Source organism: Gallibacterium melopsittaci (genome assembly GCF_042433085.1).
GTDB classification, from domain to species: Bacteria; Pseudomonadota; Gammaproteobacteria; order Enterobacterales; family Pasteurellaceae; genus Gallibacterium; species Gallibacterium melopsittaci.
In genome coordinates this window covers 1-25,487 of sequence record NZ_JBHLWA010000045.1, presented here as the reverse complement: position 1 = coordinate 25,487, position 25,487 = coordinate 1, and the positions used below count along the sequence as shown (strand labels likewise).

The window sequence follows — 25,487 nt, the reverse complement described above, 5'->3', positions numbered from 1 at the left end:
ATTTATGACGACACCTTTTTTCTTTCTGATTGATTTTGAACAACAGCAGCCTATTGTTGTGCCATTGGATAAGGCTGCCGAACAAGGGCTTTATTTTGATATTTTCGGTAAAAATAACGTACCATCAACTTTTTCTGTACCAGATAAAGCGTTGCAATTAGACGTTTCGCCAATGAATTTTTCGAACTATAAACAGGGTTTTTCCTTAGTCCAGCAAGAAATTCAACGTGGTAATAGCTATTTATTAAATTTAACTTACCCTACAAAGATTAAAACGAACTACCGTTTGATTGATATTTTTATGCAGAGCAATGCCTCGTATAAATTACTGTATCAGGATAAATTTGTCTGTTTTTCACCAGAATGTTTTGTGCGGACACAAGGGAATAAAATTTATACTTATCCAATGAAAGGGACGATCGATGCAACATTGCCAGATGCAAAAGCACAGTTATTATCTTCGCAAAAAGAATTATGGGAGCATAATACCATCGTTGATTTAATGCGAAATGATTTAGCGATGGTGGCGAGCAATATTGAAGTCTTGCGTTTTCGTTATGCAGAATTAATTCAGACTGAACGAGGGGCAATTTGGCAAACAAGTTCGGAAATTGCTGGTGATTTGCCTTTAAATTGGCGAGATGATCCGTTAGCGATTATCAAAAAAATGCTACCTGCAGGTTCAATTAGTGGGGCTCCAAAAGCGAAAACGGTAGAGATTATTCAGCGTGCAGAACAGCAGCCAAGAGGCTTTTATACGGGAGTATTTGGCTATTTTGATGGTGAATGTTTAGAAAGTGCGGTATGTATCCGTTATATTGAGAACACGGGACAGGGTTTACAGTTTCGTAGTGGTGGTGGCATCACTCGCCATAGTGATGTGGAGAGTGAATACCAAGAGTTGCTAGCTAAAGTATATATTCCAACGCAACGAGGATAGAGAATGTTTTTTTGCTTTGAAACGGTTGCCATTCAAAATGGAGAAATACAGAATTTAAGCTATCATCAAGCACGCTACCAGAGAACGGTACAACACTGCTATCAAATGAATTATCAACACTTTGATTTTGCAACAATTATTCAAGTGCCAACTGAATTTCAACAAGGATTAGTACGCTGCCGCATTGACTATAACCAGACTGATTTTCAAATGCAGTTTTTTCCCTATCAACGACGTCAATTTCGTTCTTTCCAACCAGTGATTGCCGATCAGATCGACTATCAATTTAAATACTGTCATCGTGAACCGTTAAATCAGTTATACCAACAGCGGCAAGGCGCTGATGAAATTTTAATTGTACGGCAAGGACAAATTACGGATTGTAGTATTGGTAATCTTGTTTTTTTACGGCAAGGAGAATGGTTTACACCAGCACAACCTTTATTAGCAGGAACGCAACGGCAACGTTTACTAGAACAAGAAAAAATCCAATTACGCACTATCTTATTAACGGAATTAGATCTCTTTGAGGAAATCAGATTGATAAATGCGTTAAATCCTTTAGATAAGGTATGAAAAACACAGAAGTATTCACGGAATTTCCGCTATAATAGCGAGCGGAAAAAATCCATTGTTATGCAGTCGCACGTTGATAATTAAAAGAGGTATAAAAAATGATGCAGACTATTCAATCACAAGATCAAGGTTATTGGTTATTAACTCAAGGTTCAGCACTCTATTTACGAAAGAATGAATTACCTTATGGTAATGCAGTTGAAAATGGCGTTGCAGGATTACAAGGATGTGTGATTGGAGAATTTCATCAACAGCCATTATGGTTAGTGGCAGAAATACCCAATGATCAACAACGTGAGTACGTCTCATTACGCACACAACTGTATCGTGATGAAGAAGAGTTTAATCTTTTAAATCGAGGCGTTGCATTAAATTATTTTTTTACTACTCACCGTTTTTGCAGCAAATGTGGTGAACGAAATTATTTACCTACTGATGAATTTGCTGTGGAATGCCCTAAATGTGGTTATCGTCATTATCCAGTCATTTGTCCTTCAATTATTGTGGCAGTAAGACGAGGAAAAGAAATTTTGTTGGCCAATCATCAACGCCATATTGGAGGTATATACACAACATTGGCAGGGTTCGTTGAAGCAGGTGAAAGTCTAGAACAAACCGTACAACGTGAAATCTTTGAGGAGGTTGGACTTAAAGTAAAAAATATTCGTTACTTTGGTAGTCAGCCTTGGGCGTTTCCAAATTCATTGATGGTGGGTTTTTTGGCGGATTATGAAAGTGGTGAGATTCGTTTACAAGATAGTGAGATCCATGATGCGAAATGGTTTCGTTACGATGAAACCTTGCCAATGTTACCGCCAGAAGGAACAATCGCACGCAAATTAATTAAAACAACATTAGCACTCTGTGCAGAGGATTAAAAATTTATGACTGAATTAAAAAATGATCGTTATTTACGTGCATTATTACGTCAGCCTGTGGATATGACACCTGTATGGATGATGCGACAAGCAGGACGTTACCTGCCAGAGTATAAAGCGACACGAGCTCAAGCTGGTGATTTTATGTCATTATGCCGTAATGCGGAATTAGCTTGTGAAGTAACTTTGCAACCATTACGCCGTTATGCATTAGATGCGGCGATTTTATTCTCTGATATTCTGACTATTCCCGATGCAATGGGACTTGGGTTAAGTTTTGGTGCAGGAGAAGGACCAAAATTTGCGAAACCCATTACCAGTCAAGCAGAGGTAGCCAAATTACCAATTCCTGATCCTGAAGATGAATTAGGCTATGTGATGAATGCAGTAAGAACAATTCGTCGTGAATTACAAGGTTCAGTACCATTAATTGGTTTTTCAGGAAGCCCTTGGACATTAGCGACTTATATGGTTGAGGGTGGTTCTAGTAAGTCATTCAGCAAAATTAAGAAAATGCTTTATGTTGAACCACAGCTATTACACCAGTTACTGGATAAATTAGCCGACAGTGTCATTTTATATTTAAATGCACAAATTAAAGCAGGTGCACAAGCCGTAATGGTGTTCGATACTTGGGGTGGTGTATTAGGACATCAGGAGTATCAAGAGTTTTCGTTACGTTATATGGAAAAGATTGTCGCTGGATTAATTCGTGAGTCTGAGGGACGCAAAGTGCCTGTTACTTTGTTTACCAAAGGTGGTGGCTTATGGCTGGAAGCGATTGCAGCAACAGGTTGTGATGCAATCGGTTTAGATTGGACGATTGATATTGCGGAAGCAAAAAGACGTGTTGGTGATCGTGTTGCGTTACAAGGAAATATGGATCCAAGCGTGTTATATGCGTCAGCAGAACGTATTGAGCAAGAAGTAAAAACAATTTTAGCGGGATATGGGGAAGGCTATGGACACGTCTTTAATTTAGGGCATGGTATTCATCAAGATGTGCCAGTCGAGAGTCCAAAAATCTTTGTTGATGCGATTCACCATTATTCTAAAGCCTATAAAAAAGCATAAGGAAAGAGAATGCGAAACCCAATTCAAAAGCGCTTAGCTAATTTAGAAAGCTGGCAACAACTGGTCTTTATGGCGTGTTTATGTGAGCGTATGTATCCAAATTTTGTCATGTTTTGTCAGATTACTGAGCAACCACAACATGCCAAAATGTATCACAATATCCTAAATCTCGTTTGGGAATATTTAACAGTGAAGGATGCCAAAATTAACTTTGAGCATCAATTAGAGAAGTTTGAAGAGATCATTCCAGATATAAATGACTATGATTTTTTTGGTATTGTGCCAGCAGTAGATGCATGTGAGGCTTTATCTGATTTATTGCATACCATTATTGCAGGAGAAGCCTTAGAACAGGCGGTAAAAGTTAGCATATTATCATTACAGACAGTTGTCGCATTATTGGAAACAGAAGAAACTCGAGAGTTAAGTGAAAAAGAGCTCAAAGAGAACGAATTAATTACGACCGAATTAGATATACAATGGGCGATCTATCGCACCTTAAATGAGTTAGAAAATCGAGATATTTCAGTAATTAATGATTTAAAAAATGAGATCCGTGCCACAAAAATGAGTAATATCGGAGTTGAAATAACCAATTAATGTGACTTTTTTCTAATTTTGATAACAAAGAGCTTTTAATCTGACGCAAGTTAGATTAATCTGTTGGCTCATAATAAGGCTTGAGCTGGGGTGGAATAGGGGATATTCACCAATTAAAGCTATCTCGGCTTTCGATGAAAGAGATTGAAACAGAGATAATCTATTCAATTTGTAACCATAGTAAATTTATAGAGGGTAATTATTTATGAACAAGACTGAATTAGTTGACGTAATTGCACAACGTACTAACTTAAGTAAAAAAGCATCTAAAGAAGCATTAGAAGCAACTTTAGAAGCAATTACAGCAAGCCTTAAAGCAGGTGATCCAGTACAATTAATCGGTTTCGGTACATTCAAAGTTAATCAACGCCAAGAACGCACTGGACGTAATCCACAAACTGGTAAAGAAATTAAAATCCCTGCGACTAAAGTTCCAGCTTTTGTTTCAGGTAAAGCATTAAAAGACGCTGTTAAATAATTTAAAATTTAGTTTGATAAAAGCCGCTATCTGCGGCTTTTTTAGTTTTTGGAGAATAGAAATAGTATGTCAGTTTTTGAAACTGAAATCTTTTATTTGATATAGGGTTTCACTGCTTGTTGTGTGAAATATTGTTTATCTTCCCAGCGTAACATCGTCATTCTATTACCCCACACACAACCTGTATCTAAGGCATAAATATTTTTTGGCGTTGGATAATCGACCAGACTTGCCCAATGCCCAAATAGAATATTAATTTGTTGGTAGAGTGGGTTTTCTAACTCAAACCAAGGTTTTAATTCATTTGGTGCAGTTTGTGGAGGAAACTTACAAGCAAATTCTAATCGTTTATCATTGAAACAATAGCGCATTCTAGTGAATACATTAATACTGTATCGTAATCGCTCAATGCCAGTGAGTGTAGGATGCCAATGATCGGGGTAATCGGCATACATTTCAGTGAGTAGAGTTTGATAATCGCCATACTGTAAAACTTGTTCTACTTCATTAGCACATTGTTTTGCAGTGGCGAGATCCCATTCGGGACTGATTCCAGCATGAGTAATGACAAAACCTTGTTCCACGACACGATCGATTAATAAAGGTTGTTGACGTAACCAAGTTATAAGATCAGTAAAATCAGGTGCTGAGAAGATAGCATCCACATGATCTTTTGCTTTAACTTTTTTAATGCCATAAGCGGTTGCAAGTAAATGGAGATCGTGGTTACCTAAAACAGTTTGAGCCGCAGAACCAAGTGACTTCACAAATCGTAAGCATTCGAGCGATTTATCACCACGAGCAACCAGATCACCCACTAAATAGAGTTTATCTTGATTAGGATTAAAGTTAACTTGCTGTAATAATAGTTGTAATTCATCGAAGCAGCCTTGTAGGTCACCAACAATATAAGTAGCCACAATTTCTCCTTACAGTGTACTTAATAAATATGCTAAATAGATTAAATAGGTTGCAAGTAAAATCCCGCCTTCTAAGCGAGTAATTTTCCGTCCTGTTGCAGCAAACCACCAAAGTAATAAAGTACTGATGATTAACATTGCAAAATCAAGATAGGAAATTTCACCCACAGATAAAGGGAACATTGCTGAACAAGCCCCCATTACAAAAAAGATATTAAAAATATTACTTCCTACAACATTACCAATTGCAAGATCGGAACTTCCTTTTTTTGCAGAAAAAACCGAAGTAGCTAATTCTGGTAATGAAGTTCCAGCAGCAACAATAGTTAACCCAATCACTGCTTCACTAATCCCAAAATTATGGGCGATTTGGATAGCACCTGAAACAAAGAGATCGCCACCCCAGATTAAAATAGCAAGCCCAATAACAAGATAAAAAATTACTTTTGTCATTGGCAGAATGACGGAAATTTCTTCTTGTTCCATATCTTGTTGCTTAGCTGTAGAGAAAGTATAGCTAAGAAAGATGGCAAAAAAGAGTAGTAAAATTAAACCATCTGCCCGTGAGATAATGTCATTGTCTTGAGCATTTAGAAATTTATCAAAGCATAAGATGATAAAAGCGAGTGCCGCAATGAGAGAAAAGGGAATTTCTTTTTTCACTGAACTTGATTTAATTAAAATAGGGGTAGCTAATGCACTAGCACCAACAATAACAAGCGTGTTAAATAGATTACTCCCTACAATATTACCAACTGATACACCAGAATTACCTTTTAATGCACCCCAAAAACTGGTAATAAATTCAGGTAATGAAGTTCCAAAGGCAACAATCGTTAAACCGATAACGAGTTCATTGATTTGAAAACGTCTAGCTAGGGCAATCGCACCATCAGTAAAACGATCTGCTCCCCAAAGAATAAAAACAATACCAAGCAGTAATGTGAGATATTCCATTTTAGTCATTCACCTCATCGGTAATATCGCTTTTTATTTGTGGGGGATTATCTGCTAACCAATTTGCTAAACGTGCATAATCGGCGATGCTAAGATTTTCTGCACGATCGGTTAAGTTGATATTTAATGCGGTTAATTGTTCAGCAGAAAAGAGATCCATTAATGAATTACGTAATGTTTTACGGCGTTGGTTAAAGGCTTGAGTACATACCCGGTTTAGCCAATAAAGATCTTTTACAGGGTGAGGCAATGTTTTATGTGGTACAAGGCGTACGACCGCAGAATCCACTTTTGGCGCAGGTTTAAATGCTGTTGGCGGGACTTCTAATACGGGAATAACTTGGCAAAAGTATTGTGCCATAATGGTTAATTTGCCATATGCTTTACTATTCACTCCAGCACATAAACGATTGACGACTTCTTTTTGTAACATAAAGTGCATATCTTGAATCACATTATGGTATTGGAATAAATGGAACATTAATGGTGTTGAGATGTTATAAGGTAAATTACCAAAAATACGCAAAGGTTGTTTGCTATTCTCTGCAAGCTGTTGAAAATCAAAGCGCATTACGTCTTGTTCAATGACAGTAAGTTTTTGATGTAAGAAAGGGTGATGACGTAATCTTTCAGCGAGATCTCTATCTAATTCGATGACGGTCAAATGATCAATTTGTTCAGCAACAGGTTCCGTCAGTGCGCCTAATCCTGGGCCAATTTCAATGAGAAAATCTTCTTTTTGTGGATTAATAGCAGCAACAATACTTTGAATAATATGATCATCATGTAAAAAGTTTTGTCCAAAACGTTTACGAGCAGTATGTCCAAGATGTGTTTTTGAGTTCATAATCTTTTATCTACAATTACTTTTTTATTATGGGAAAAAATGACCGCACAGAGTGTGTGCGGTCGGTAAGTGATGCAGTTTATGCTACAAGGATTATTTTTGCAAAATCTTAATATCAGCAGAACGGCGTAAAGTTTTCACCCAATCTTTAGAGGCTTCCATTGCTTGTTGATTTACTACTTGTTGATAGGCTTTTTGCATATAACTGTCTTTGGTTCTATCACCTTGACGAGTATCAACAACTTGTAAAATATGCCAGCCATATTTTGTTTTAAAAGGTTGTGAGATAGTTCCTTTTTTCGTATTTTTAATCATCGCTTGGAACTCTGGCTCATAAGTTTCAGGAAAGTTCCAACCTAAACTACCACCATTAGCACCAGAAAGATAATCTTTTGAATACGTCTTCGCAGCATCAGCAAAAGAAGTTTTTCCTGCTAAGATATCGGCACGTAGTGAGCTTAATTGTTGTTTGGCTTGCGTATCATTTAACAATGGGTTGGTTTTAATCAAGATATGATTGATGAGATATTCTGGAGCAGTGACAGTTTTAAGTGTACCTTTTTGTTTAGCATCGTTATACATCTGTTTTGCTAATTGTTCTACTTGCTCACGTGATACAGAAATACTTTCACTAATCGTTTTATTGCGTACTTGTCCCATAATGATTTGATGAGCAATTTGTTGACGAAATTTTGCTTCGCCAATACCTTGATAGTCTAAAGCATCTAAGAATTGACCATAGGTTAATCCATTTTGATCCGCAATTTGGTGCATGATTTGTTGAATCTGTTGTTGAGAAACAGAGATTTTGGCATCAGCAATTGCTTTTTGAACTAACATATCATCAATAATACCGTCAAGTGCTGCCGCTCTATTTGCTGGTGTATTCGCTTTTTTACCTAATGCTTGAGTCACTTGACTATTGAGAATTGGTGTTCCATTAACAGTTGCAACAACTTTTTCTACGGCATAACTTGTTGCAGCCACAGATAAACAACTCGCTAAAAGAAGGAATTTGATCCATTTATTTTTCATACAATGTTGTCCTATTTTGCTATTTAACATCACGGTTTGGTTAGAGTATTAAAAATGTAAAAGGTTTCAATCTGCCTTTAATAAATCCACTTGATAACAACCATCAAATTTCATTGTTTTAACCTGAATTTGTTCTTGTCGAGAAGTGGGGATATTTTTACCTACATAGTCTGCACGAATAGGTAATTCACGATGCCCACGATCAACAAAAATAACGAGTTCAATTCGAGTCGCTCGTCCAAAATCAATTAGTGCATCTAGTGCAGCACGAATCGTTCTTCCTGTAAATAAAACATCATCAACTAAAATCACATTTTTATTTTGAATATTAATATGCCCTGATGCACCATGATAGACAGGAAGTTCGGTAGAATCGGCGTATTCAAGATCATCACGATAAAACGTAATATCTAATTCCATATAAGGCAAGGTGATATTGGTAAGTTGGGCAATTTTTTGTCGTAACAATTCGGCAATCTCTGCGCCACGCCTTTTTATACCCACAATGATGACATCGTCAAGTGAATGATGTTTCTCAATAATTTCATGAGAAATACGTGAAATTGTACGAAAAAACTGACTCTCATCGATAATCACTTTTTCCATAAATGATAAGACCTTTTTAAAGATAAAAAACTGCTGATCAAAATAGCATAAAAACAGAATTAACGCACATTGAAAACGTATTTCTGGTGATAAAATAAACGTGTATGAATAATTTTATTCATACACGTTATGATTAGGGAAGTTAGATTGCCCAATGACCAGCGTAGAAGATGACCAACGCCATGGCAATAACAACGGTACCAATATTTAATTTTTTCCATTCACCAGCAATCACACGACCGATTACTAATGCTGCAAAACCAAGCATAATACCAGTGACAATATTGGCTGTTAGCACGATAAATACGGCACAAATTAAACCACTCATTGCACCAACAAAATCATCAAAATCTAATTTAGCAACATTACTGAGCATTAATAAACCAACATACATTAACGCTGGTGCAGTCGCATAACCTGGTACTAATGCGGCTAATGGTTGGAAAAATAACATTAATAAGAATAATAGCCCAACGATAATCGCTGTAATACCTGTTTTACCGCCAGCGGCAGTACCCGCAGCAGATTCAATATAGACGGCAGCGGGTGCAGTTCCAAATAATCCAGAGAAAATGCTACTTACAGAATCAGAGGTCAATGCTTTACCGCCATTGATAATTTGCCCGTCTTTATCTAATAGATTTGCTTGTCCAGCAACAGCACGAATTGTCCCTGTTGCATCAAATACTGCGGTCATTACTAAGGCAAATACTGCTGGTAGTACCATTGGTTGTAATGCTCCAGCAATATCTAATTGTAAGAAATGTGATGTTTCGCCAAATGATGGAAGTTTAAAAATTTGGCCCGCAAATTTAACGTTTGGATCGAAAATTAAGCCAATTAAAGTAATCGCAATGATCACTAATAAAATACCGCCTTTTACTTTTAAACGTTCTAAGCCAATAATTGCCGCTAAACCTAATAATGACATCATTACGGGGAATGAAGTAAACTCGCCGAGTTTTACAGGTAATCCAGCATTATTTCCAACAACTAAGCCAACACCATTAGCGGCAATTAATAAGAGGAATAAGCCAATTCCGATCCCTGCACCATGAGCAATACTGGCTGGTAGATTACGTAAAATCCAGGCACGGATTCCCGTGGCTGAAATAATACTAAATAAGATCCCCATTAGGAAAACAGCACCTAATGCAACTGGAATACTCACTTTTTGTCCAAGTACTAAACTAAATGCAGTAAATGCAGTCAGTGAAATTGCTACCCCAATTGCCATTGGTGCATTAGCCCAGAAACCAATTAAGATTGAGCCTAGACCAGTCACTAGACAGGTTGCAATAAATACGGATTCTGCAGAGAAGCCCGCATTACTTAACATTCCTGGCACCACAATCACAGAATAAACCATTGCTAAGAAAGTAGTGAGTCCCGCAATTACTTCTTGACGTAAAGAACTTTTACGGGCGGAGAGTTCAAAACGTTGTTCAAGCATATTAGCCATTGAATTACCTTTATAAAAAATGACACTTATAAAAAAGAGAGGTGAATTTTACCTGAGATAAAAAAAATCTACTATCGAAAAATGCAATCGTTTGCTTGGATATTGAAAAATAAATTTTAAGGCTAAAAAACGAGAAAATTTAAAGGAGAGATTAAAATAAGAAATCCTCTGCTATCTTAATAAAAGATAACAGAGGATATAATAATTAACTTTGTAGTGAATAAATACCGAGTTGTTCTAATTTATCTAAACCACTAACGAGTGCAGATGCGCCATTCGCAGTTGTTAGCACCATAACTTTATGTTGTAGTGCATTACGACGAATAGAATGACTGTCTGCAATGGATTCTGGTTTGCCATCAACCGTATTAATCACTAATGCAATTTCATCATTTTTAATTGCATCAACGATATGAGGGCGGCCTTCACGCACTTTATTGATATGTTGCACGACAATACCGTGTTCAGCTAAGAACTGTTCTGTACCGTAAGTTGCACATAGCCCAAAACCTAAGCGTTGTAATTGTTTCACGACAGGTAAAATACGTTGTTTATCTTGATCGGCAACGGATAAGAACACTTTGCCTGTTTGTGGAATACGTTCACCTGCACCGAGTTGTGCTTTGATAAAGGCTTCTTCAAATGTTGTACCAACCCCCATTACTTCACCAGTAGAACGCATTTCAGGTCCCAAAATCGTATCGACACCAGGGAATTTGATAAATGGGAATACGGCTTCCTTCACTGCAAATTTTTCTGGAATCACTTCTTGGGTGAAGCCTTGTTCTGTGAGGGAGATGCCAGCCATCACACGAGCGGCGATTTTGGCTAATGGTACGCCAGTTGCTTTACTCACAAATGGGACAGTACGAGATGCACGCGGATTGACTTCGAGGACATAAATTGTGTCATTTTGTACGGCAAATTGCACATTCATTAAACCAACCACTTTTAAGGCTTTTGCCATTGCTGCGGTTTGACGACGGATTTCATCTTGAATAGCTTGACTCAAGGAATAGGCTGGTAATGAACATGCAGAGTCGCCACTGTGAATACCTGCTTGCTCAACGTGCTGCATAATACCGCCAATCACAACAATTTCGCCATCACAAATACAGTCCACATCGACTTCAGTGGCATTATCAAGGAAGTGATCTAATAAGATCGGACTATCTTCGGACACTTGCACAGCTTCACGCATATAACGATTTAATTCTTCTTCGTTATAGACAATCTGCATTGCACGTCCGCCTAATACATAAGATGGGCGAACGACTAATGGGTAGCCCACTTCTTCTGCTAATTTAGCAGCTTCTTCACTATTGCGAGCAGTGCGATTAGGTGGCTGTTTTAAGTTAAGATCATTAAGAATTTGTTGGAAACGTTGGCGATCTTCTGCCGCATCAATGCTATCTGCTGAGGTACCGATAATATTAACACCATTGGCATGTAGTGCATTAGCCAGTTTTAATGGTGTTTGTCCACCATAATGTACGATTACCCCAAATGGTTGTTCGAGATGAATAATTTCTAATACATTTTCTAAGGTAAGTGGCTCAAAATAAAGGCGATCTGAAGTATCGAAGTCAGTAGAAACTGTTTCTGGGTTACAGTTCACCATAATGGTTTCAAAACCACTTTCTCGTAAGGCTAAAGCAGCGTGGACGCAACAATAGTCAAATTCAATCCCTTGACCAATACGGTTCGGACCACCACCAAGAATCATAATTTTCTTACGAGTAGATGGATTTGCTTCGCACTCTTCTTCATAAGTTGAATAGAGATAAGCAGTATCTGATTTGAATTCACCAGCACAAGTATCGACACGTTTATACACTGGGTGCAGATTGAGTTCATAACGGCGATTTCTTACCTGTTCTTCGCTAACTTTCGTCAGTTGTCCGATACGTTTATCCGAGAATCCTTTACGTTTTAAACGGCGTAATTCAGCATAATCTAATTGATCAAAGGTTTTCTTTTCTAATGCGAGTTCTTCTAAAACAAGATCTTGAATTTGTCTTAAGAACCAAGGATCGATTTTGGTATAGCGATAAACTTCATCTAAAGACCAACCTAAACCAAAAGCATCGGCAACATAGAGTAAGCGTTCTGGTCCTGGGTTAGAAATTTCATGGCGTAATTTTTCGTTGTCTTCTGAACGTAAATTAAAGCCACAAATGCCTGTTTCTAAGCCACGCAAGGCTTTTTGTAATGACTCTTGGAAGGTTCTGCCCATTGCCATAACTTCACCAACGGATTTCATTTGCGTGGTAAGACGATCATCGGCTTGTGGGAATTTCTCAAAGGCGAAACGAGGTACTTTCGTAACCACATAATCAATAGATGGTTCAAAGGAAGCTGGGATTAAACCGCCAGTGATATCATTGCGTAATTCGTTTAAGGTATAACCTACGGCAAGTTTAGCAGCGACTTTAGCAATCGGGAAACCAGTTGCTTTTGATGCTAATGCAGAAGAACGACTCACACGAGGATTCATTTCAATCACAATCATTTCACCATTTTCTGGGTTAATGGCAAATTGCACATTGGAACCACCCGTATCAACACCAATTTCACGTAATACTGCAAGCGAAGCATTACGCATAATTTGATATTCTTTGTCGGTTAATGTTTGTGCAGGAGCAACAGTAATTGAATCACCAGTATGTACGCCCATTGGATCGAGGTTTTCGATTGAGCAGACGATAATACAGTTATCTGCTTTATCTCGCACCACTTCCATTTCATACTCTTTCCATCCAAGAACGGATTGCTCAATTAAGAGTTCGTGGGTTGGCGACGCATCAAAGCCACGTTCGCAAATTTCTTGAAATTCTTGGCGGTTGTAAGCAATTCCACCACCAGAACCACCCATCGTAAAAGAGGGACGAATTAAGGTTGGAAAACCGACCTCTTCTTGAGCTTGCCAAGCTTCTGCAAAGCTATGACAAACAAAAGATTTTGGTGTGTTGAGTCCGATTTTTTGCATTGCTTCTTTAAAACGACCACGATCTTCTGCTTTATCAATCGCATCTTCAGTTGCACCAATTAACTCAACGTTATATTGCGCTAATACTCCATTTTTAGAGAGATCTAAAGCACAGTTTAATGCTGTTTGTCCTCCCATGGTTGGAAGAATGGCATCAGGACGTTCTTTTTCAATGATTTTTGCTAAGGTTTGCCAGCGGATTGGTTCAATGTAGGTGACATCTGCCATATTAGGATCGGTCATAATAGTCGCTGGATTTGAATTGACTAAAATAACTTTATAGCCTTCTTCTCGTAAGGCTTTACAGGCTTGTGCACCTGAATAATCAAATTCACACGCTTGCCCGATAACGATTGGACCCGCACCAATAATAAGGATTGATTTTATATCTGTACGTTTTGGCATAATCTATTTTCCATTAATTTGTATCTTGTTTAGTAACGAACCACATAAGAAGCAGCAGTATGAGTATGACGAGCAACTTCCATTTCATGAATAAATTTATCAAATAGATAAGCTACGTCATGTGGACCAGGACTTGCTTCTGGGTGACCTTGGAATGAAAAAGCGGATTGATCCGTTAAAGCAATGCCTTGTACAGAACCATCAAAGAGTGAGCGATGAGTAATGCGTACGTTATTTGGCAAACTGTCTGCATCCACTTCAAACCCGTGGTTTTGGCTAGTAATTAATACTTTATTATTATCAAGATCTTCTACTGGGTGATTGCCACCGTGATGACCAAATGCCATTTTTTTTGTTTTTCCGCCAACAGCTAAGCCTAATAATTGATGTCCTAAACAGATACCAAAAATTGGTTTTTTACTTTCAAGTAGAGTTTTGATTGCGGTAATTGCATACTCACAAGGTTCGGGATCGCCTGGACCATTCGACAAGAAAATACCATCAGGATTTAACGCTAATACCTCTTGGGCTGGTGTCGTCGCTGGTACGACAGTAATTCGGCATCCACGTTCTGCCAACATTCTTAAAATATTACGTTTAACCCCAAAATCATAAGCAACAACGTGGAAACGGAAATGATCTTGTTGTGGATAGCCTACACCAAGTTGCCATACTTTTTCTGTCCATTCATAAGGTGTATCACAAGTGACTTCTTTTGCTAAATCTTTACCTGCCATAGAACCAAAACTTTGTGCTAATTCTAGGGCTTTTTGTTCATCGATTTCACCAGCCATAATACAACCTGGCATTGCACCTTTATCACGTAATAAACGGGTTAAACGGCGAGTATCAATATCCGCAATCGCTACCACATTATTTTGTGTAAGATATTGTTGTAATGACATTTCACTACGGAAATTACTATGTAATAACGGTAAATCACGAATAATTAAACCTGCGGCATAAATTGCATTAGATTCAACATCTTCATTATTTGCACCTGTATTACCAATGTGAGGATAGGTTAAGGTAACGATTTGTTTGGTATAGGATGGGTCGGTGAGGATTTCTTGGTAGCCAGTCATTGAGGTATTAAAAACGACTTCACCGATTGTGTGTCCTAATGCACCGATGGCTGTGCCACGAAAAATTGAACCATCAGCAAGAACGAGAATAGCTTGTTCAGACATCAATTACTCCTAAATAAAATTTATGTGTTGGTCGAACACTTACGAATGCTCATTAACCACAACTTAGATCACATAGTAATAGCATAATACATTTACTATGTTGGCTAAATCGTGTCTGAAAGTTTTTTCTATAAACGAAAAAATCGGGTTATTTTAATGGAGCAAACGTTTAAATACAAACGAAAGATTATTTTAAATGAAAAAATATGCAGTATTTTTGAATATTTATTCAATAAAGGCAAGTATTATTTTTTGGTAAACATTTTTTTACCAGTAATTTTTGATTAGAATAGTAAAGTTATTGATCCAAATGGAAATAAAATGATGAAAAAGTGGCTGAATAAAAAATCTTTAATGCTAGTGACAGCGATTGCAGTGACTACTGGTTGTGCTAGTCATAATGAAAATGGTGAACGAAATGATCCTTTGCAAGGATTTAATCGGGCAATGTGGAATGTTAATTACAATTATCTCGATCCTTATGTATTACGCCCTGTGGCACAAGGTTGGCGGGATTATGTGCCTGCACCAGTAAAAACAGGATTGACTAACTTTACTAGTAATTTAGATGAGCCAATGAGTTTTGTGAATCGCTTATTAGAAGGCAATTTTAAACAAGCGATGATTCATTTCGATCGTTTTTGGATTAATAGTGTCTTTGGATTAGCCGGTTTTATTGATATTGCGAGTGCAAGTAAGCCATTGCGAGTGCATGAAACCAGAGAATTTGGTGATATGTTGGGGTATTATGGTGTGGGAACGGGAAGTTATGTTGTTTTACCTGGTTATGGTGCAGCAACACCTCGTCAAGATTTAGGGCATATCGTAGATATGACTTATCCAATGCTGTCACTATTAGGCCCATGGAGCTTATTGAAATGGGGAATTCAAGGTGTTGATAAGCGAGCTAGTGTGTTAGATCAAGATGCTCTGCTTAAACAAGCACAAGATCCTTATGTGACTTATCGAGAAGCCTATTTCCAAAATTTACAATTTAAAGTATCAGATGGAAAATCTGATAATAAACCAAAAGAAACATTGGATAAAAATATTGTCGATGAAATCGATTAATCTCCTCTTTTTTTGATTCAAATTAATGCTGTGTTATTTGTGATCTTTTACAGTAAGCAGCATTAAATTTTTAGTTTTGTAAGAAGGATAGCATTATGGAAATGACCTCCACTCAACGTTTAATTTTAGCTAATCAATATGAATTAATGGCATTACTTAATCCAGAACAAGCTACGTATTATCGTCGTTTGAAAACCATTGTACAAAGTGGTTTTGCAAAAGAGTTACAAGAGTTAGATAAGGGTTTTTCTTATTTAACAGAGGCTGAATGTAAGATGGTACGAGATACATTGGAAATGTATCATGCGTTACAAGTTTCTTATAATAATCTACAAGATCCATCAGTGGTGAGTGCACACCAAATTAAATTTGTTGGTTACTGTGCGGTAAGAGAGAAAAAATATTGCCAATACGTTAAGTTCTTACGTGAAACCGAGAAACTTTATACAGATGTAGTGTTCTATACTGAGGATAGTGACGCACAAATTTGTATGGCAGATAAATATCAAAAAATGTTGGCAGCTTGGCGTGCTTGCCCTCATGAATATCATCTCAGTGCAGAAGAGATTCGTAAGATTTTAAATGCTTAATAGGTTGGCGTAATAGAAGGGCAGAAAGTATATTTTCTGCCTTCTTTTTGTGTATGGCTAACGGTTAGCTCGCAATTCAATTTCTTGATTGACCTGACCATAAATCATCATTGTAAAGACAACTGTTCCTCCTAAGATATTACCAAAACAGGTTGGCAGAAGGAATGTAATAAAGTAGTCATAGAGAGAGGCTTCACCTTGGAATATTAAATAAGCGACTTCCGCAGAACCAACGATAACATGAGCAAAATCACCTAATGCGATCAAATAGATAAAGAAGAAGATCATAATAAACTTCCCACTATTTACTGACGGCATCATCCACACGACCGAGGCAATCAGAATACCAGCAGGAATTCCTTTCAAAATATTTTCTGATACAGTCATATGTTTTACATGCATAGCAATTTCATGCATTGCATTGACAAACTCTGGATTAAAAGCTTGGTGATTTTGTAAGAATAACGCTGCTAAAGCCGTACCAATGAGGTTAGAAATAAATACGATAAACCATAGCCGTGAAACTGCCGTTACTTTACGCCAAGTTAGTGGATTAAACAAAGGGACAACAGTGGTAATTGTATTTTCAGTGAATAGTTGCATTCTTCCTAAAATAACCAACAAAAAGCCAACTGTGTAGCCCATATTGGTAATTAGTGGTGCCCAAGGTTCATTAGGAACATAAGCAGTAAAAATTGCTTTAAAAACAAATGAAAAAGTCACAACTAGACCAGCAGTGATTCCTGAAAAAATAAGTGCTTTGGTTGGACGTGTTAATTCCTCTATTCCGTCTTGACGAATGATCTCGTAGAGTAGGCGAGGACTGAGACGTTCATACTCTTCAATCGCCATTTTATCTCGGTAGGAAAGTGTTGAAGTATCTAATTCTGATTTCATTGAGTTTCCTCCTTGTAATAAATATTTATGGTCTTGATTTTTACTTAAGCGATGTATTCTAACACACATAAATCTGGATGTGGCTGACAAATTTCTCTGAAAGAAACTAGGCTTCATAACAGGAATATTCTATAATTGCCGATTTCTAATGTGACTTAAGATTGAAATTATGTTTGAAATTAACCCTATTAAAAACAGAATTAGCGATATTGGTGAAAGAACCCTAGCGCTTAGGGGGTATCTTTGACTTTGATAGTAAGGTAGAGCGTTTAGAAGAAGTGAATGCAGAATTGGAGCAGCCCGATATTTGGAATGATCCAGAGAAAGCACAAGCGTTAGGTAAAGAACGTTCTTCATTGGAAGCTGTTGTCAATACTATTAAAGATCTACAACAAGGTTTAGAAGATGTAGAAGGTTTGTTAGAGTTGGCAGTTGAAGCAGACGATCAAGAAACCTTTGATGAAGCGATTGTTGAGTTAGATCAGTTAGAAGCAAATTTAGCAAAATTAGAATTTCGTCGTATGTTTAGTGGTGAACATGACAGTTCCGATTGTTATGTTGATCTACAAGCGGGATCGGGGGGAACAGAAGCACAAGACTGGACCGAAATGTTATTGCGAATGTACTTACGTTGGTCAGAAAGTAAAGGCTTCAAAACTGAATTAATGGAAGTATCAGATGGTGATGTAGCTGGAATTAAGTCGGCTACAATTCGTGTTAGTGGTGAATATGCTTTTGGTTGGTTGCGAACTGAAACAGGGATTCATCGTTTAGTGCGTAAAAGTCCTTTCGATTCTAATAATCGTCGTCATACATCATTTAGTGCAGTGTTTGTCTATCCTGAAATTACGGATGATATTGATATTGAAATCAATCCTGCTGATTTGCGGATTGATGTGTATCGTGCGTCAGGGGCAGGTGGGCAACACGTTAATAGAACGGAAAGTGCGGTGCGTATTACCCATATGCCAAGTGGTATTGTGGTGCAATGTCAAAATGATCGTTCGCAACACAAAAATAAAGATCAAGCGATGAAACAATTAAAAGCTAAATTGTATGAGCTTGAGTTACAAAAGAAAAATGCTGAAAAGCAAGCGTTGGAAGACAGTAAATCCGATATTGGCTGGGGTAGCCAAATTCGTTCTTATGTGTTAGATGATGCACGTATTAAAGACTTGCGTACAGGTGTGGAAAATCGTAATACTCAAGCCGTATTAGATGGAGATTTGGATCGCTTTATTGAAGCAAGTTTAAAAGCTGGATTGTAAAAATAATTGAGAAATAAAAGGTATAACTATGTCAGAACATAATCAAGAACTTGACCTAAATGGTGAGATGCTAGCTCGTCGTGAAAAATTAGCAAGTTTACGTCAAAAAGGAAATGCGTTTCCAAATACATTTCGTCGCGATAGTCTTGCAGGTGATTTACATACTTCTTATGAAAATGAAGATGGTGAAGCACTAAAAGATAAGGAAATTCCTGTTGCGGTAGCGGGACGTATTATGACTCGTCGTAAAATGGGAAAAGCTAGTTTTATCACTATTCAAGATATGAGCGGTAAGATCCAACTCTATGTTGCTCGTGATTTATTGCCTGAAGGTGCGTATGAAGAAGTGATGGCGATGTTAGATCTTGGTGATATTGTTGGTGCAAAAGGGACATTATTTAAAACAAAAACCAATGAATTAACTGTGCGTTGTACAGAAATTGAGTTATTGACTAAAGCATTACGTCCATTGCCAGATAAGTTCCATGGTTTATCAGATCAAGAAATGCGTTATCGCCAACGTTATCTCGATTTAATTAGTAACGAAGAATCACGCCGTACTTTCGTTATTCGTTCTAAAGTGATTGCGGGTATTCGTGAATACTTTATTGGCAAAGGCTTTATGGAAGTGGAAACACCAATGTTGCAAGTGATCCCAGGTGGGGCATCTGCACGCCCATTTGTAACTCACCATAATGCTCTTGATATTGATATGTATCTCCGTATTGCGCCAGAACTATACTTAAAACGGTTAGTGGTTGGTGGATTTGAACGTGTATTTGAGTTAAACCGTAATTTCCGTAATGAAGGGGTTTCTGTACGCCATAATCCAGAATTTACAATGTTGGAATACTATCAAGCCTATGCTGATTATCATGATTTGATGGATAATACTGAAGAATTATTGCGTAAATTAGCAATCGATATTTTAGGGACAACTATTGTTCCTTATGGTGAATATGAATTTGATTTCGGTAAACCATTTGAACGTATTACAATGCACGATGCCGTATTGAAGTATGGTGCAGAAAAAGGCATTGTAAAAGAAGATCTTTATGATCTTGAGCGTGCAAAAGCTGTTGCAGAGAAATTAGGAATTGAAGTACAAAAATCTTGGGGGTTGGGTAGTTTAGTTAATGCTATTTTTGAAGAAGTTGCAGAACACCACTTGATCCAACCAACTTTCTTAATGGCACACCCTGCCGAGATTTCGCCATTAGCGCGTCGTAATGATCAAAATCCAGATGTAACTGATCGTTTTGAACTCTTTATTGGAGGACGTGAAATTGGTAATGGTTTCTCAGAATTAAATGATGCTGAGGATCAAAATGAACGTTTTGATGCACAAGTAGCAGCCAAAGAAGCAGGCGATGATGAAGCGATGTTTAAAGATGAAGACTTCGTTGTTGCATTGGAACACGGTTTACCACCAACAGCAGGTGAAGGATTAGGGATTGACCGTTTAGCGATGTTGTTTGCTAATGCCGCTTCAATTCGTGATGTGATTTTATTCCCTGCGATGAAACACAAAGCATAATTAAAATAATATTAAAAAGGAAAGCTGTACTTGAAGAAGTACAGCTTTTTAATAAGAAAAACACGAAGATTATTTAATCACGCCACATGCCATTCTTGCTCCACCACCGCCGAGTGCAGCAGGATGATCAGAATGATTATCGCCACCAGCATGAATCATTAATGCTTTATCCTTAATTTGATCTAATGATTTTAAACGTGGTGCTAATACAGGATTTAAGGCATTACCATCATGATTAACTGCTAATGCAGGTAAGTCACCTAAGTGAGCATCATCTTGCCAAGGGAAACCATGTTGTTTTGCTTTATTTGGATCCCAATGTCCACCAGCACCTAATCCAGCGGTTAATTTACCGTCTTTTTCTTTTGCTGCACAGCTGGCATTTTCATGAATATGGAAACCATGTACACCAGGTGTTAAATCGTGAAGTTTTGGTGTAAATACAAGACCATATGGCGATTCAGTTACTTCAACAACGCCAATATCTTTATCACCATTTGTAGGATCTAATAATTTCATATTGATCGTGAGGGTATTACTTGCAGTTGCAGCAATACTAAAAATACTACACAAAGATAAGATTAATAATGATTTTTTCATTTCGATCACCTTAGTAGTTAGTGTTGTAAAAGCGTCGATAAATTATCATTAAAATATTTTATTTCCAATCTGTTACTTGAAGTTAATTTCATTTCTTCGAATTAGCTCACATTTTTTTGACTAACAGTTATTTGTTTCAAATTAAGTTTGTATGCTTATTGCGGTAATTATGTTGAGGAATGAATATGCGTTTTTTATTAGGGCTATGTTGTTTTTGTTATTGTTCGATTGTCATCGCAAAAGAGTCGGTGATGTTATTAAATGAGTATCGTGATCAAGATCTGCAAGGTTGGGTAATGAGTGAGAAATTGGATGGGGTACGAGGTTATTGGGATGGTAAACAATTAGTTACTCGGCAAGAGAATCGTTTATTTCCTCCAGAGTACTTTATTAAAGATTTTCCCCCATTTGCGATTGATGGTGAATTATTTAGTGAACGAGGGAAATTTGAAGAAATTTCTAGTATTACTAGAAGTTTAGAGGATAAAGGTTGGCATAAATTGAAACTATATGTCTTTGATGTTCCAAAAGCACAAGGGGATTTATGGCAGCGTTTGGCAGTATTACAAGATTATTTAGTTAAACATCCTTCTTCTTATATTGAAATTATTCCACAATTACCGATTGAAAATAAACAGGCGGTTTTTCAGTTTTTGGATCAGGTGGAAAAATTAGGGGGTGAGGGTGTAGTAGTGCGAAATCCAAAAGCTGAATACTTGGTAGGACGTAGCAATCAAATTTTAAAACTTAAACGTCATCAAGATGAAGAGTGTACAGTGATAGCTCATCATAAAGGGAAAGGACAATTCCATAATGTAATGGGATCGCTTACTTGTGAGAATTATCGAGGAAAATTTAAAATTGGTTCGGGGTTTTCTCTTGCAGAACGTACAAATCCACCACCGATTGGTAGTGTGATTACTTATAAATATCGTGGTGAAACGGCGAAAGGAAAACCTAAGTTTGCCACTTATTGGCGACAACGAGTTACGGTTCAACCAGTTGATAATGGATCACAAACAGTTGATTCGTATTAGGATAAATTTCTCGAATGACTGTTTTTAATTCATTCAGTGTCATATTTTCTTGTTGTGCGTGAATGTCAGTTAATTCCTGAAAAGAAATTGCCGTAACTGAAAGAATTTTGATTTTTGCGAACCATTGATGTTGTTCAAAAGTAAATACATCAACAATACTACCAACAGTGAAATCTTTTTCACTTGCATCACGAATTGTGATCGTTTTGCTGCCATTTAGAATATTCTGTTGAAAACGTTGATAAAAAGTAATTTGATTCATCATTTTATTTTTTCCGTTTAGGCAGTTTTTCCATCCAAGACCAGTTTTTATCCTCTTGGTAATCAAATACCGGTAAACTTAACCTAAATCTAATTGCTAAAAGGCGAGCTAGAAAACCGGCTGCTAATGTGATGAGAGTGACTGCATCTGGTGGAATATGAGTTTCTTGTAATCCGATATAAATTGCAGTTGCAAGAAAAGCGATACTTGCATATAACTCTTTTTGAAAGACCAATGGAATACGATTACAGAGTAAATCCCGTAGCACACCACCAAATGCACCTGTAATGATGGCAGCAACTGAAGCAATAATAAAACCATGTCCCATATTTAACGCAACTTGTGCGCCGATAATAGAGAAAACAATCAAACCAAGTGCATCTAAAATTAAGAAAACGGCTTTTAGATAACGCATTAATGGGGCAATAATAACGGTTAATACCGCAGCACCAGCGACAATCGCAATATATTCAGGATGCTTGACCCAACCTAACGGATAATGTCCTAACAACACATCTCGTACAGAACCGCCCCCAATGGCAGTGACAGAAGCAATAATAATCACGCCGAAAATATCCATTTTTTCTCTACCAGCCGCTAATGCACCAGTAATCGCTTCGGCAGTGATACCAATTAAATAAAGAATAGTTAATAACATAAATATTGTATTTTATTTGTTGGGAGCAAAAGCAAGATTGTACTTGAAAGTAGGATTATTAGTGAAATGTTTTATATTAAATAGTGGCAGTAAGTTATTAATTTAAAAGGTAAATAGTTTAAATAATCAGCAATTAAATTTTTATGTAACAACTTTTATAAAAAAATTAATCACCACTAATAATTTGAGATAAGAAACAAACGTCTTTAGCGGAAAATGAAGTGATTTTTTTATGCTTATAAATTATAAAAAAGTAGTTTTTTATAAAATTTTTCTTCACAAAGATTCTTTTTTTGTAGATTGATCTGCTAATTTTTTTGTGATGTTATTTTCTAGATAACACAATATTATGATAACTATCTAGAGAACTACTATGAATATTACAACTACTACGAATGATCAATCTTCTACAATAAAGCGCCGTCTTTCTGCATTAGGTCCTGGTATTTTAATGGCATCTGCTGCAGTTGGCGGTTCACATTTAATTGCCTCTACGCAATCAGGTGCAATTTATGGTTGGCAGTTAGCGATTATTATTATTTTAGCCAATTTATTTAAATATCCATTTTTCCGTTTTGGGGTGCAATATACCTTAGAAACGAATAAAACCTTACTAGAAGGGTATAAAGAGAAAGGTGTGTTTTACCTTTGGATTTTCTTCTTATTAAATATTTTTGCCACTATGATTAATACTGCAGCAGTAGCATTACTTTCGGCTGTGATTTTATCGTTTGTGATTCCATTACCTGTACCAACGCTGAGTTTGACTGTTTTGGTTGTAAGTTTAGGAATTTTATTATTAGGGCAATATCGTCTATTAGATGGTTTATCTAAATTAGTTATGATTTGCTTGACGATAGCAACCGTATTAGCAGTTGCTATTGCTGCTGTTCGAGGTGGCGTTGCTCCAGCAGATTATGTGAGTGAAAGTCCATGGCAATTAGGTGCATTAGCTTTTATTGTTGCGTTAATGGGATGGATGCCTGCACCAATCGAAATTTCTGCAATTAATTCAATGTGGGTAGTGGCGAAAAAACGTATCACTGAAGTTTCTTATCGTGATGGGATCTTTGATTTTAATGTTGGATACATTGGTACGGCTATTTTAGCACTAGTCTTTCTCGCATTAGGGGCATTAGTGCAATATGGTTCAGGGGTACCAGTTGAAATGGTTGGTGGTAAATATGTTGCACAACTGATAGGTATGTATTCTTCTACAATCGGGGAATGGGCAAGAGGATTGATTGCTTTAATTGCATTTCTTTGTATGTTCGGCACTACATTAACCGTTATTGATGGTTATTCACGTACTAATGTAGAGAGTTTGCGACTATTACTGCATAAAAAAGGTACTCGAGCAGCTTATTTAAATATTTCATTTATTCTTGCTACTTTATCGGGAGCGATGATTATCTTCTTCTTTAATAATGCCTTAGGACCAATGTTAAAATTTGCCATGATAGCTTCTTTTGTTACTACACCAATTTTTGCCACTTTAAATATGTTGTTAACACTAAGAGGTAGATCTCATCAAGTTAAAGGTGGCTTATACTGGTTATCATTAATTGGCTTATTATATTTAACTGCATTCGCACTGTTCTTTATTGTTTATCAATTAGGTTGGTTAAGCTAATTAACTACTTGATCTCTAATCTATAAGGCAGTAATTTTTGATCTGCCTTTTTTATAGATAATTTCAGGGAGATCGGATGCAGAAAGTTCAAGTATTATTTATTTGTTTGGGAAATATTTGTCGTTCACCAATGGCAGAATTTATTTTTAAGCATAAGGTAAAAAAGGCAAATTTAGCTGATCGAATTTTTGTGGATAGTGCAGGCACAGCAGGTTGGCATAGTGGTGAAGGAATGCATTGCGGTACGGCAGATATGTTGGATTTACATAAAATCGAGAGTAATAATTTTCGTAGCAGACAAGTAAAAAAACAAGATTTTCAACAGTTTGATTATTTGATTGGTATGGATAACAGCAATATCAGTGATTTAGAAGATCTATTTGGCATACATCCAGAGAAAATTTTTAAAATTACTGATCTTTGTCCGCAATTACCTAAAGATCACATTCCTGATCCTTGGTATACAGGAAATTTTGCTGAAACATATGAATTATTAGATAGTTGTTGTGAAGCATTATTAGAGAAAATAAAGCAACAATTAAAGTAAAGTGTGATGTTGTTCACAGCAGCCAAGAAGGAAAAACGCTATATTAATTATGAGCAATTATCCAGAGGAGAAAATTATGTTTCCAGAATATCGTGATTTAATTAGCGTATTAAAAAATGAAGATAAGCATTTTGCTAGGTTGTTTGATGAGCATAATGAACTCGATCATAAAATTCAAAATATGATAGATAAGATTGATTACGGCACTCCAGAGGAAATTGAAACCTTAAAGAAAATGAAATTACGCTTAAAAGATGAAATGTATGTTATTTTGAAGCAATATGCTGAAAGTAAATAAATGAAATAAACCCAGTTTTGATAACTGGGTTTTTTATGGAATAAATAAAAAAGGTGCTGTTGTGATCTGACCCCGAAAAGTTGGACGATTATTTTAAGGACTGAATTCTGTATTGAACAGGACTCAGTCCAT

26 protein-coding genes are annotated in these 25,487 nt (G+C 36.8%); 14 read left to right on the top strand and 12 right to left on the bottom strand.

Translation table 11 applies throughout. The features are described 5' to 3' along the window. Nucleotides 1-4: 4 nt before the first annotated feature. From ACFFHT_RS09380 to hbs, 6 genes are all read left to right on the top strand, one after another. A complete protein-coding gene (locus tag ACFFHT_RS09380) occupies nucleotides 5-940 on the top strand; it encodes an aminodeoxychorismate synthase component I (protein ID WP_382375600.1) in 936 nt (311 codons plus the stop codon). 3 nt (nucleotides 941-943) lie between these two features. Continuing rightward, nucleotides 944-1,516 (top strand): aminotransferase class IV family protein, encoded by a 573-nt coding sequence (locus tag ACFFHT_RS09375; protein WP_382375598.1) that lies wholly within the window; start codon nucleotides 944-946, stop codon nucleotides 1,514-1,516. A 101-nt stretch (nucleotides 1,517-1,617) separates the two neighbouring features. Continuing rightward, nucleotides 1,618-2,394: an NAD(+) diphosphatase gene (nudC, locus tag ACFFHT_RS09370; RefSeq protein ID WP_382375661.1), complete on the top strand. Its 777-nt coding sequence runs from the start codon at nucleotides 1,618-1,620 to the stop codon at nucleotides 2,392-2,394. Nucleotides 2,395-2,400: 6 nt separating this feature from the next. After that, the gene (gene hemE, locus ACFFHT_RS09365; RefSeq protein WP_382375596.1) at nucleotides 2,401-3,468 is read left to right on the top strand and encodes a uroporphyrinogen decarboxylase; all 1,068 of its coding nucleotides are present in this window, start codon (nucleotides 2,401-2,403) and stop codon (nucleotides 3,466-3,468) included. 9 nt (nucleotides 3,469-3,477) lie between these two features. Beyond that, nucleotides 3,478-4,068: a YjaG family protein gene (locus tag ACFFHT_RS09360; protein ID WP_382375594.1), complete on the top strand. Its 591-nt coding sequence runs from the start codon at nucleotides 3,478-3,480 to the stop codon at nucleotides 4,066-4,068. A gap of 205 nt (nucleotides 4,069-4,273) precedes the next feature. After that, nucleotides 4,274-4,546, top strand: coding sequence for a non-specific DNA-binding protein Hbs (gene hbs / locus ACFFHT_RS09355; protein ID WP_382375592.1), 273 nt, complete (start codon nucleotides 4,274-4,276; stop codon nucleotides 4,544-4,546). Nucleotides 4,547-4,638: 92 nt separating this feature from the next. Here hbs and apaH read toward each other — a convergent pair whose 3' ends face one another. The 8 genes from apaH to carA all read right to left on the bottom strand — a co-directional run bounded on the left by apaH (nucleotide 4,639) and on the right by carA (nucleotide 14,957). Beyond that, the gene (apaH, locus tag ACFFHT_RS09350) at nucleotides 4,639-5,466 is read right to left on the bottom strand and encodes a bis(5'-nucleosyl)-tetraphosphatase (symmetrical) ApaH (RefSeq protein ID WP_382375590.1); all 828 of its coding nucleotides are present in this window, start codon (nucleotides 5,464-5,466) and stop codon (nucleotides 4,639-4,641) included. A gap of 9 nt (nucleotides 5,467-5,475) precedes the next feature. Further along, the gene (locus tag ACFFHT_RS09345) at nucleotides 5,476-6,423 is read right to left on the bottom strand and encodes a calcium/sodium antiporter (RefSeq protein ID WP_382375588.1); all 948 of its coding nucleotides are present in this window, start codon (nucleotides 6,421-6,423) and stop codon (nucleotides 5,476-5,478) included. 1 nt (nucleotide 6,424) lies between these two features. Continuing rightward, nucleotides 6,425-7,270, bottom strand: coding sequence for a 16S rRNA (adenine(1518)-N(6)/adenine(1519)-N(6))-dimethyltransferase RsmA (gene rsmA / locus ACFFHT_RS09340; protein WP_382375586.1), 846 nt, complete (start codon nucleotides 7,268-7,270; stop codon nucleotides 6,425-6,427). Between the two features lie 93 nt (nucleotides 7,271-7,363). Beyond that, complete coding sequence (locus tag ACFFHT_RS09335) at nucleotides 7,364-8,305, bottom strand: peptidylprolyl isomerase (protein WP_382375584.1); 942 nt, start codon at nucleotides 8,303-8,305, stop codon at nucleotides 7,364-7,366. A gap of 66 nt (nucleotides 8,306-8,371) precedes the next feature. Further along, nucleotides 8,372-8,911, bottom strand: coding sequence for a bifunctional pyr operon transcriptional regulator/uracil phosphoribosyltransferase PyrR (pyrR, locus tag ACFFHT_RS09330; protein WP_382375582.1), 540 nt, complete (start codon nucleotides 8,909-8,911; stop codon nucleotides 8,372-8,374). 142 nt (nucleotides 8,912-9,053) lie between these two features. Further along, nucleotides 9,054-10,373 (bottom strand): NCS2 family permease, encoded by a 1,320-nt coding sequence (locus ACFFHT_RS09325; protein ID WP_382375580.1) that lies wholly within the window; start codon nucleotides 10,371-10,373, stop codon nucleotides 9,054-9,056. Between the two features lie 205 nt (nucleotides 10,374-10,578). After that, complete coding sequence (gene carB / locus ACFFHT_RS09320; RefSeq protein WP_382375578.1) at nucleotides 10,579-13,767, bottom strand: carbamoyl-phosphate synthase large subunit; 3,189 nt, start codon at nucleotides 13,765-13,767, stop codon at nucleotides 10,579-10,581. 29 nt (nucleotides 13,768-13,796) lie between these two features. Next, nucleotides 13,797-14,957, bottom strand: coding sequence for a glutamine-hydrolyzing carbamoyl-phosphate synthase small subunit (gene carA / locus ACFFHT_RS09315; RefSeq protein ID WP_382375576.1), 1,161 nt, complete (start codon nucleotides 14,955-14,957; stop codon nucleotides 13,797-13,799). 324 nt (nucleotides 14,958-15,281) lie between these two features. Between carA and ACFFHT_RS09310 the strand changes: the two genes are divergently transcribed. Continuing rightward, a complete protein-coding gene (locus ACFFHT_RS09310) occupies nucleotides 15,282-16,028 on the top strand; it encodes an MlaA family lipoprotein (protein WP_382375659.1) in 747 nt (248 codons plus the stop codon). A 95-nt stretch (nucleotides 16,029-16,123) separates the two neighbouring features. Further along, the gene (locus ACFFHT_RS09305) at nucleotides 16,124-16,618 is read left to right on the top strand and encodes a YfbU family protein (protein ID WP_382375574.1); all 495 of its coding nucleotides are present in this window, start codon (nucleotides 16,124-16,126) and stop codon (nucleotides 16,616-16,618) included. A 57-nt stretch (nucleotides 16,619-16,675) separates the two neighbouring features. On the opposite strand, the gene ACFFHT_RS09300 is transcribed toward ACFFHT_RS09305, so the two are convergent. Then, entirely contained in the window at nucleotides 16,676-17,515 is an 840-nt protein-coding gene (locus ACFFHT_RS09300; RefSeq protein ID WP_382375572.1) for a formate/nitrite transporter family protein, read from the bottom strand. A gap of 169 nt (nucleotides 17,516-17,684) precedes the next feature. Here ACFFHT_RS09300 and prfB point away from each other — a divergent pair. Then, a protein-coding gene (prfB, locus tag ACFFHT_RS09295) for a peptide chain release factor 2 (protein WP_382375570.1) occupies nucleotides 17,685-18,783 on the top strand; the annotation gives its coding sequence in 2 pieces (ribosomal slippage) (nucleotides 17,685-17,759 and nucleotides 17,761-18,783; 1,098 coding nt in all). Between the two features lie 28 nt (nucleotides 18,784-18,811). Then, the gene (gene lysS, locus ACFFHT_RS09290; RefSeq protein ID WP_382375568.1) at nucleotides 18,812-20,320 is read left to right on the top strand and encodes a lysine--tRNA ligase; all 1,509 of its coding nucleotides are present in this window, start codon (nucleotides 18,812-18,814) and stop codon (nucleotides 20,318-20,320) included. Nucleotides 20,321-20,389: 69 nt separating this feature from the next. Here the strand turns inward: lysS and sodC are convergent, their stop codons facing one another. Beyond that, nucleotides 20,390-20,920: a superoxide dismutase [Cu-Zn] SodC gene (gene sodC, locus ACFFHT_RS09285; RefSeq protein ID WP_382375566.1), complete on the bottom strand. Its 531-nt coding sequence runs from the start codon at nucleotides 20,918-20,920 to the stop codon at nucleotides 20,390-20,392. Between the two features lie 185 nt (nucleotides 20,921-21,105). On the opposite strand from sodC, the gene ACFFHT_RS09280 reads away from it, so the two are divergent. Next, nucleotides 21,106-21,957, top strand: coding sequence for a DNA ligase (locus ACFFHT_RS09280; protein ID WP_382375564.1), 852 nt, complete (start codon nucleotides 21,106-21,108; stop codon nucleotides 21,955-21,957). On the opposite strand, the gene yqfB is transcribed toward ACFFHT_RS09280, so the two are convergent. Both yqfB and ACFFHT_RS09270 read right to left on the bottom strand, forming a co-directional pair. Next, nucleotides 21,908-22,219 carry a N(4)-acetylcytidine aminohydrolase gene (yqfB, locus tag ACFFHT_RS09275; RefSeq protein WP_382375657.1) on the bottom strand — a complete coding sequence of 104 codons (312 nt, stop codon included), beginning with the start codon at nucleotides 22,217-22,219 and terminating at the stop codon, nucleotides 21,908-21,910. The two genes, ACFFHT_RS09280 and yqfB, sit on opposite strands and share 50 nt — an antisense overlap. A 4-nt stretch (nucleotides 22,220-22,223) precedes the next feature. Continuing rightward, nucleotides 22,224-22,877 (bottom strand): trimeric intracellular cation channel family protein, encoded by a 654-nt coding sequence (locus tag ACFFHT_RS09270; RefSeq protein ID WP_382375562.1) that lies wholly within the window; start codon nucleotides 22,875-22,877, stop codon nucleotides 22,224-22,226. A 373-nt stretch (nucleotides 22,878-23,250) separates the two neighbouring features. Between ACFFHT_RS09270 and ACFFHT_RS09265 the strand changes: the two genes are divergently transcribed. The 3 genes from ACFFHT_RS09265 (at nucleotide 23,251) to ACFFHT_RS09255 (ending at nucleotide 25,355) form a co-directional block, all read left to right on the top strand. Next, on the top strand, nucleotides 23,251-24,510 hold the full coding sequence (locus tag ACFFHT_RS09265) for an NRAMP family divalent metal transporter (RefSeq protein WP_382375560.1): 1,260 nt from the start codon (nucleotides 23,251-23,253) through the stop codon (nucleotides 24,508-24,510). Nucleotides 24,511-24,586: 76 nt separating this feature from the next. Beyond that, a complete protein-coding gene (locus tag ACFFHT_RS09260; RefSeq protein ID WP_382375558.1) occupies nucleotides 24,587-25,057 on the top strand; it encodes a low molecular weight protein-tyrosine-phosphatase in 471 nt (156 codons plus the stop codon). A gap of 76 nt (nucleotides 25,058-25,133) precedes the next feature. Then, nucleotides 25,134-25,355, top strand: coding sequence for an HP1242/YdcH family protein (locus tag ACFFHT_RS09255; RefSeq protein ID WP_382375556.1), 222 nt, complete (start codon nucleotides 25,134-25,136; stop codon nucleotides 25,353-25,355). Nucleotides 25,356-25,487 lie beyond the last annotated feature (132 nt).

Bases quoted from the DNA above. Each gene is read 5' to 3' on its own strand.
- ACFFHT_RS09380 (WP_382375600.1), top strand. From the start codon at position 5: ATGACGACACCTTTTTTCTTTCTGATTGATTTTGAACAACAGCAGCCT.
- ACFFHT_RS09335 (WP_382375584.1), bottom strand. From the start codon at position 8,305: ATGAAAAATAAATGGATCAAATTCCTTCTTTTAGCGAGTTGTTTATCT.
- ACFFHT_RS09360 (WP_382375594.1), top strand. From the start codon at position 3,478: ATGCGAAACCCAATTCAAAAGCGCTTAGCTAATTTAGAAAGCTGGCAA.
- yqfB (WP_382375657.1), bottom strand. From the start codon at position 22,219: ATGAATCAAATTACTTTTTATCAACGTTTTCAACAGAATATTCTAAAT.
- ACFFHT_RS09310 (WP_382375659.1), top strand. From the start codon at position 15,282: ATGAAAAAGTGGCTGAATAAAAAATCTTTAATGCTAGTGACAGCGATT.
- hbs (WP_382375592.1), top strand. From the start codon at position 4,274: ATGAACAAGACTGAATTAGTTGACGTAATTGCACAACGTACTAACTTA.
- carA (WP_382375576.1), bottom strand. From the start codon at position 14,957: ATGTCTGAACAAGCTATTCTCGTTCTTGCTGATGGTTCAATTTTTCGT.
- carB (WP_382375578.1), bottom strand. From the start codon at position 13,767: ATGCCAAAACGTACAGATATAAAATCAATCCTTATTATTGGTGCGGGT.
- ACFFHT_RS09265 (WP_382375560.1), top strand. From the start codon at position 23,251: ATGAATATTACAACTACTACGAATGATCAATCTTCTACAATAAAGCGC.
- ACFFHT_RS09375 (WP_382375598.1), top strand. From the start codon at position 944: ATGTTTTTTTGCTTTGAAACGGTTGCCATTCAAAATGGAGAAATACAG.
- pyrR (WP_382375582.1), bottom strand. From the start codon at position 8,911: ATGGAAAAAGTGATTATCGATGAGAGTCAGTTTTTTCGTACAATTTCA.
- ACFFHT_RS09300 (WP_382375572.1), bottom strand. From the start codon at position 17,515: ATGAAATCAGAATTAGATACTTCAACACTTTCCTACCGAGATAAAATG.
- ACFFHT_RS09260 (WP_382375558.1), top strand. From the start codon at position 24,587: ATGCAGAAAGTTCAAGTATTATTTATTTGTTTGGGAAATATTTGTCGT.
- lysS (WP_382375568.1), top strand. From the start codon at position 18,812: ATGTCAGAACATAATCAAGAACTTGACCTAAATGGTGAGATGCTAGCT.
- sodC (WP_382375566.1), bottom strand. From the start codon at position 20,920: ATGAAAAAATCATTATTAATCTTATCTTTGTGTAGTATTTTTAGTATT.
- ACFFHT_RS09270 (WP_382375562.1), bottom strand. From the start codon at position 22,877: ATGTTATTAACTATTCTTTATTTAATTGGTATCACTGCCGAAGCGATT.
- ACFFHT_RS09280 (WP_382375564.1), top strand. From the start codon at position 21,106: ATGCGTTTTTTATTAGGGCTATGTTGTTTTTGTTATTGTTCGATTGTC.
- ACFFHT_RS09345 (WP_382375588.1), bottom strand. From the start codon at position 6,423: ATGGAATATCTCACATTACTGCTTGGTATTGTTTTTATTCTTTGGGGA.
- ACFFHT_RS09255 (WP_382375556.1), top strand. From the start codon at position 25,134: ATGTTTCCAGAATATCGTGATTTAATTAGCGTATTAAAAAATGAAGAT.
- hemE (WP_382375596.1), top strand. From the start codon at position 2,401: ATGACTGAATTAAAAAATGATCGTTATTTACGTGCATTATTACGTCAG.
- ACFFHT_RS09305 (WP_382375574.1), top strand. From the start codon at position 16,124: ATGGAAATGACCTCCACTCAACGTTTAATTTTAGCTAATCAATATGAA.
- ACFFHT_RS09325 (WP_382375580.1), bottom strand. From the start codon at position 10,373: ATGGCTAATATGCTTGAACAACGTTTTGAACTCTCCGCCCGTAAAAGT.
- nudC (WP_382375661.1), top strand. From the start codon at position 1,618: ATGCAGACTATTCAATCACAAGATCAAGGTTATTGGTTATTAACTCAA.
- rsmA (WP_382375586.1), bottom strand. From the start codon at position 7,270: ATGAACTCAAAAACACATCTTGGACATACTGCTCGTAAACGTTTTGGA.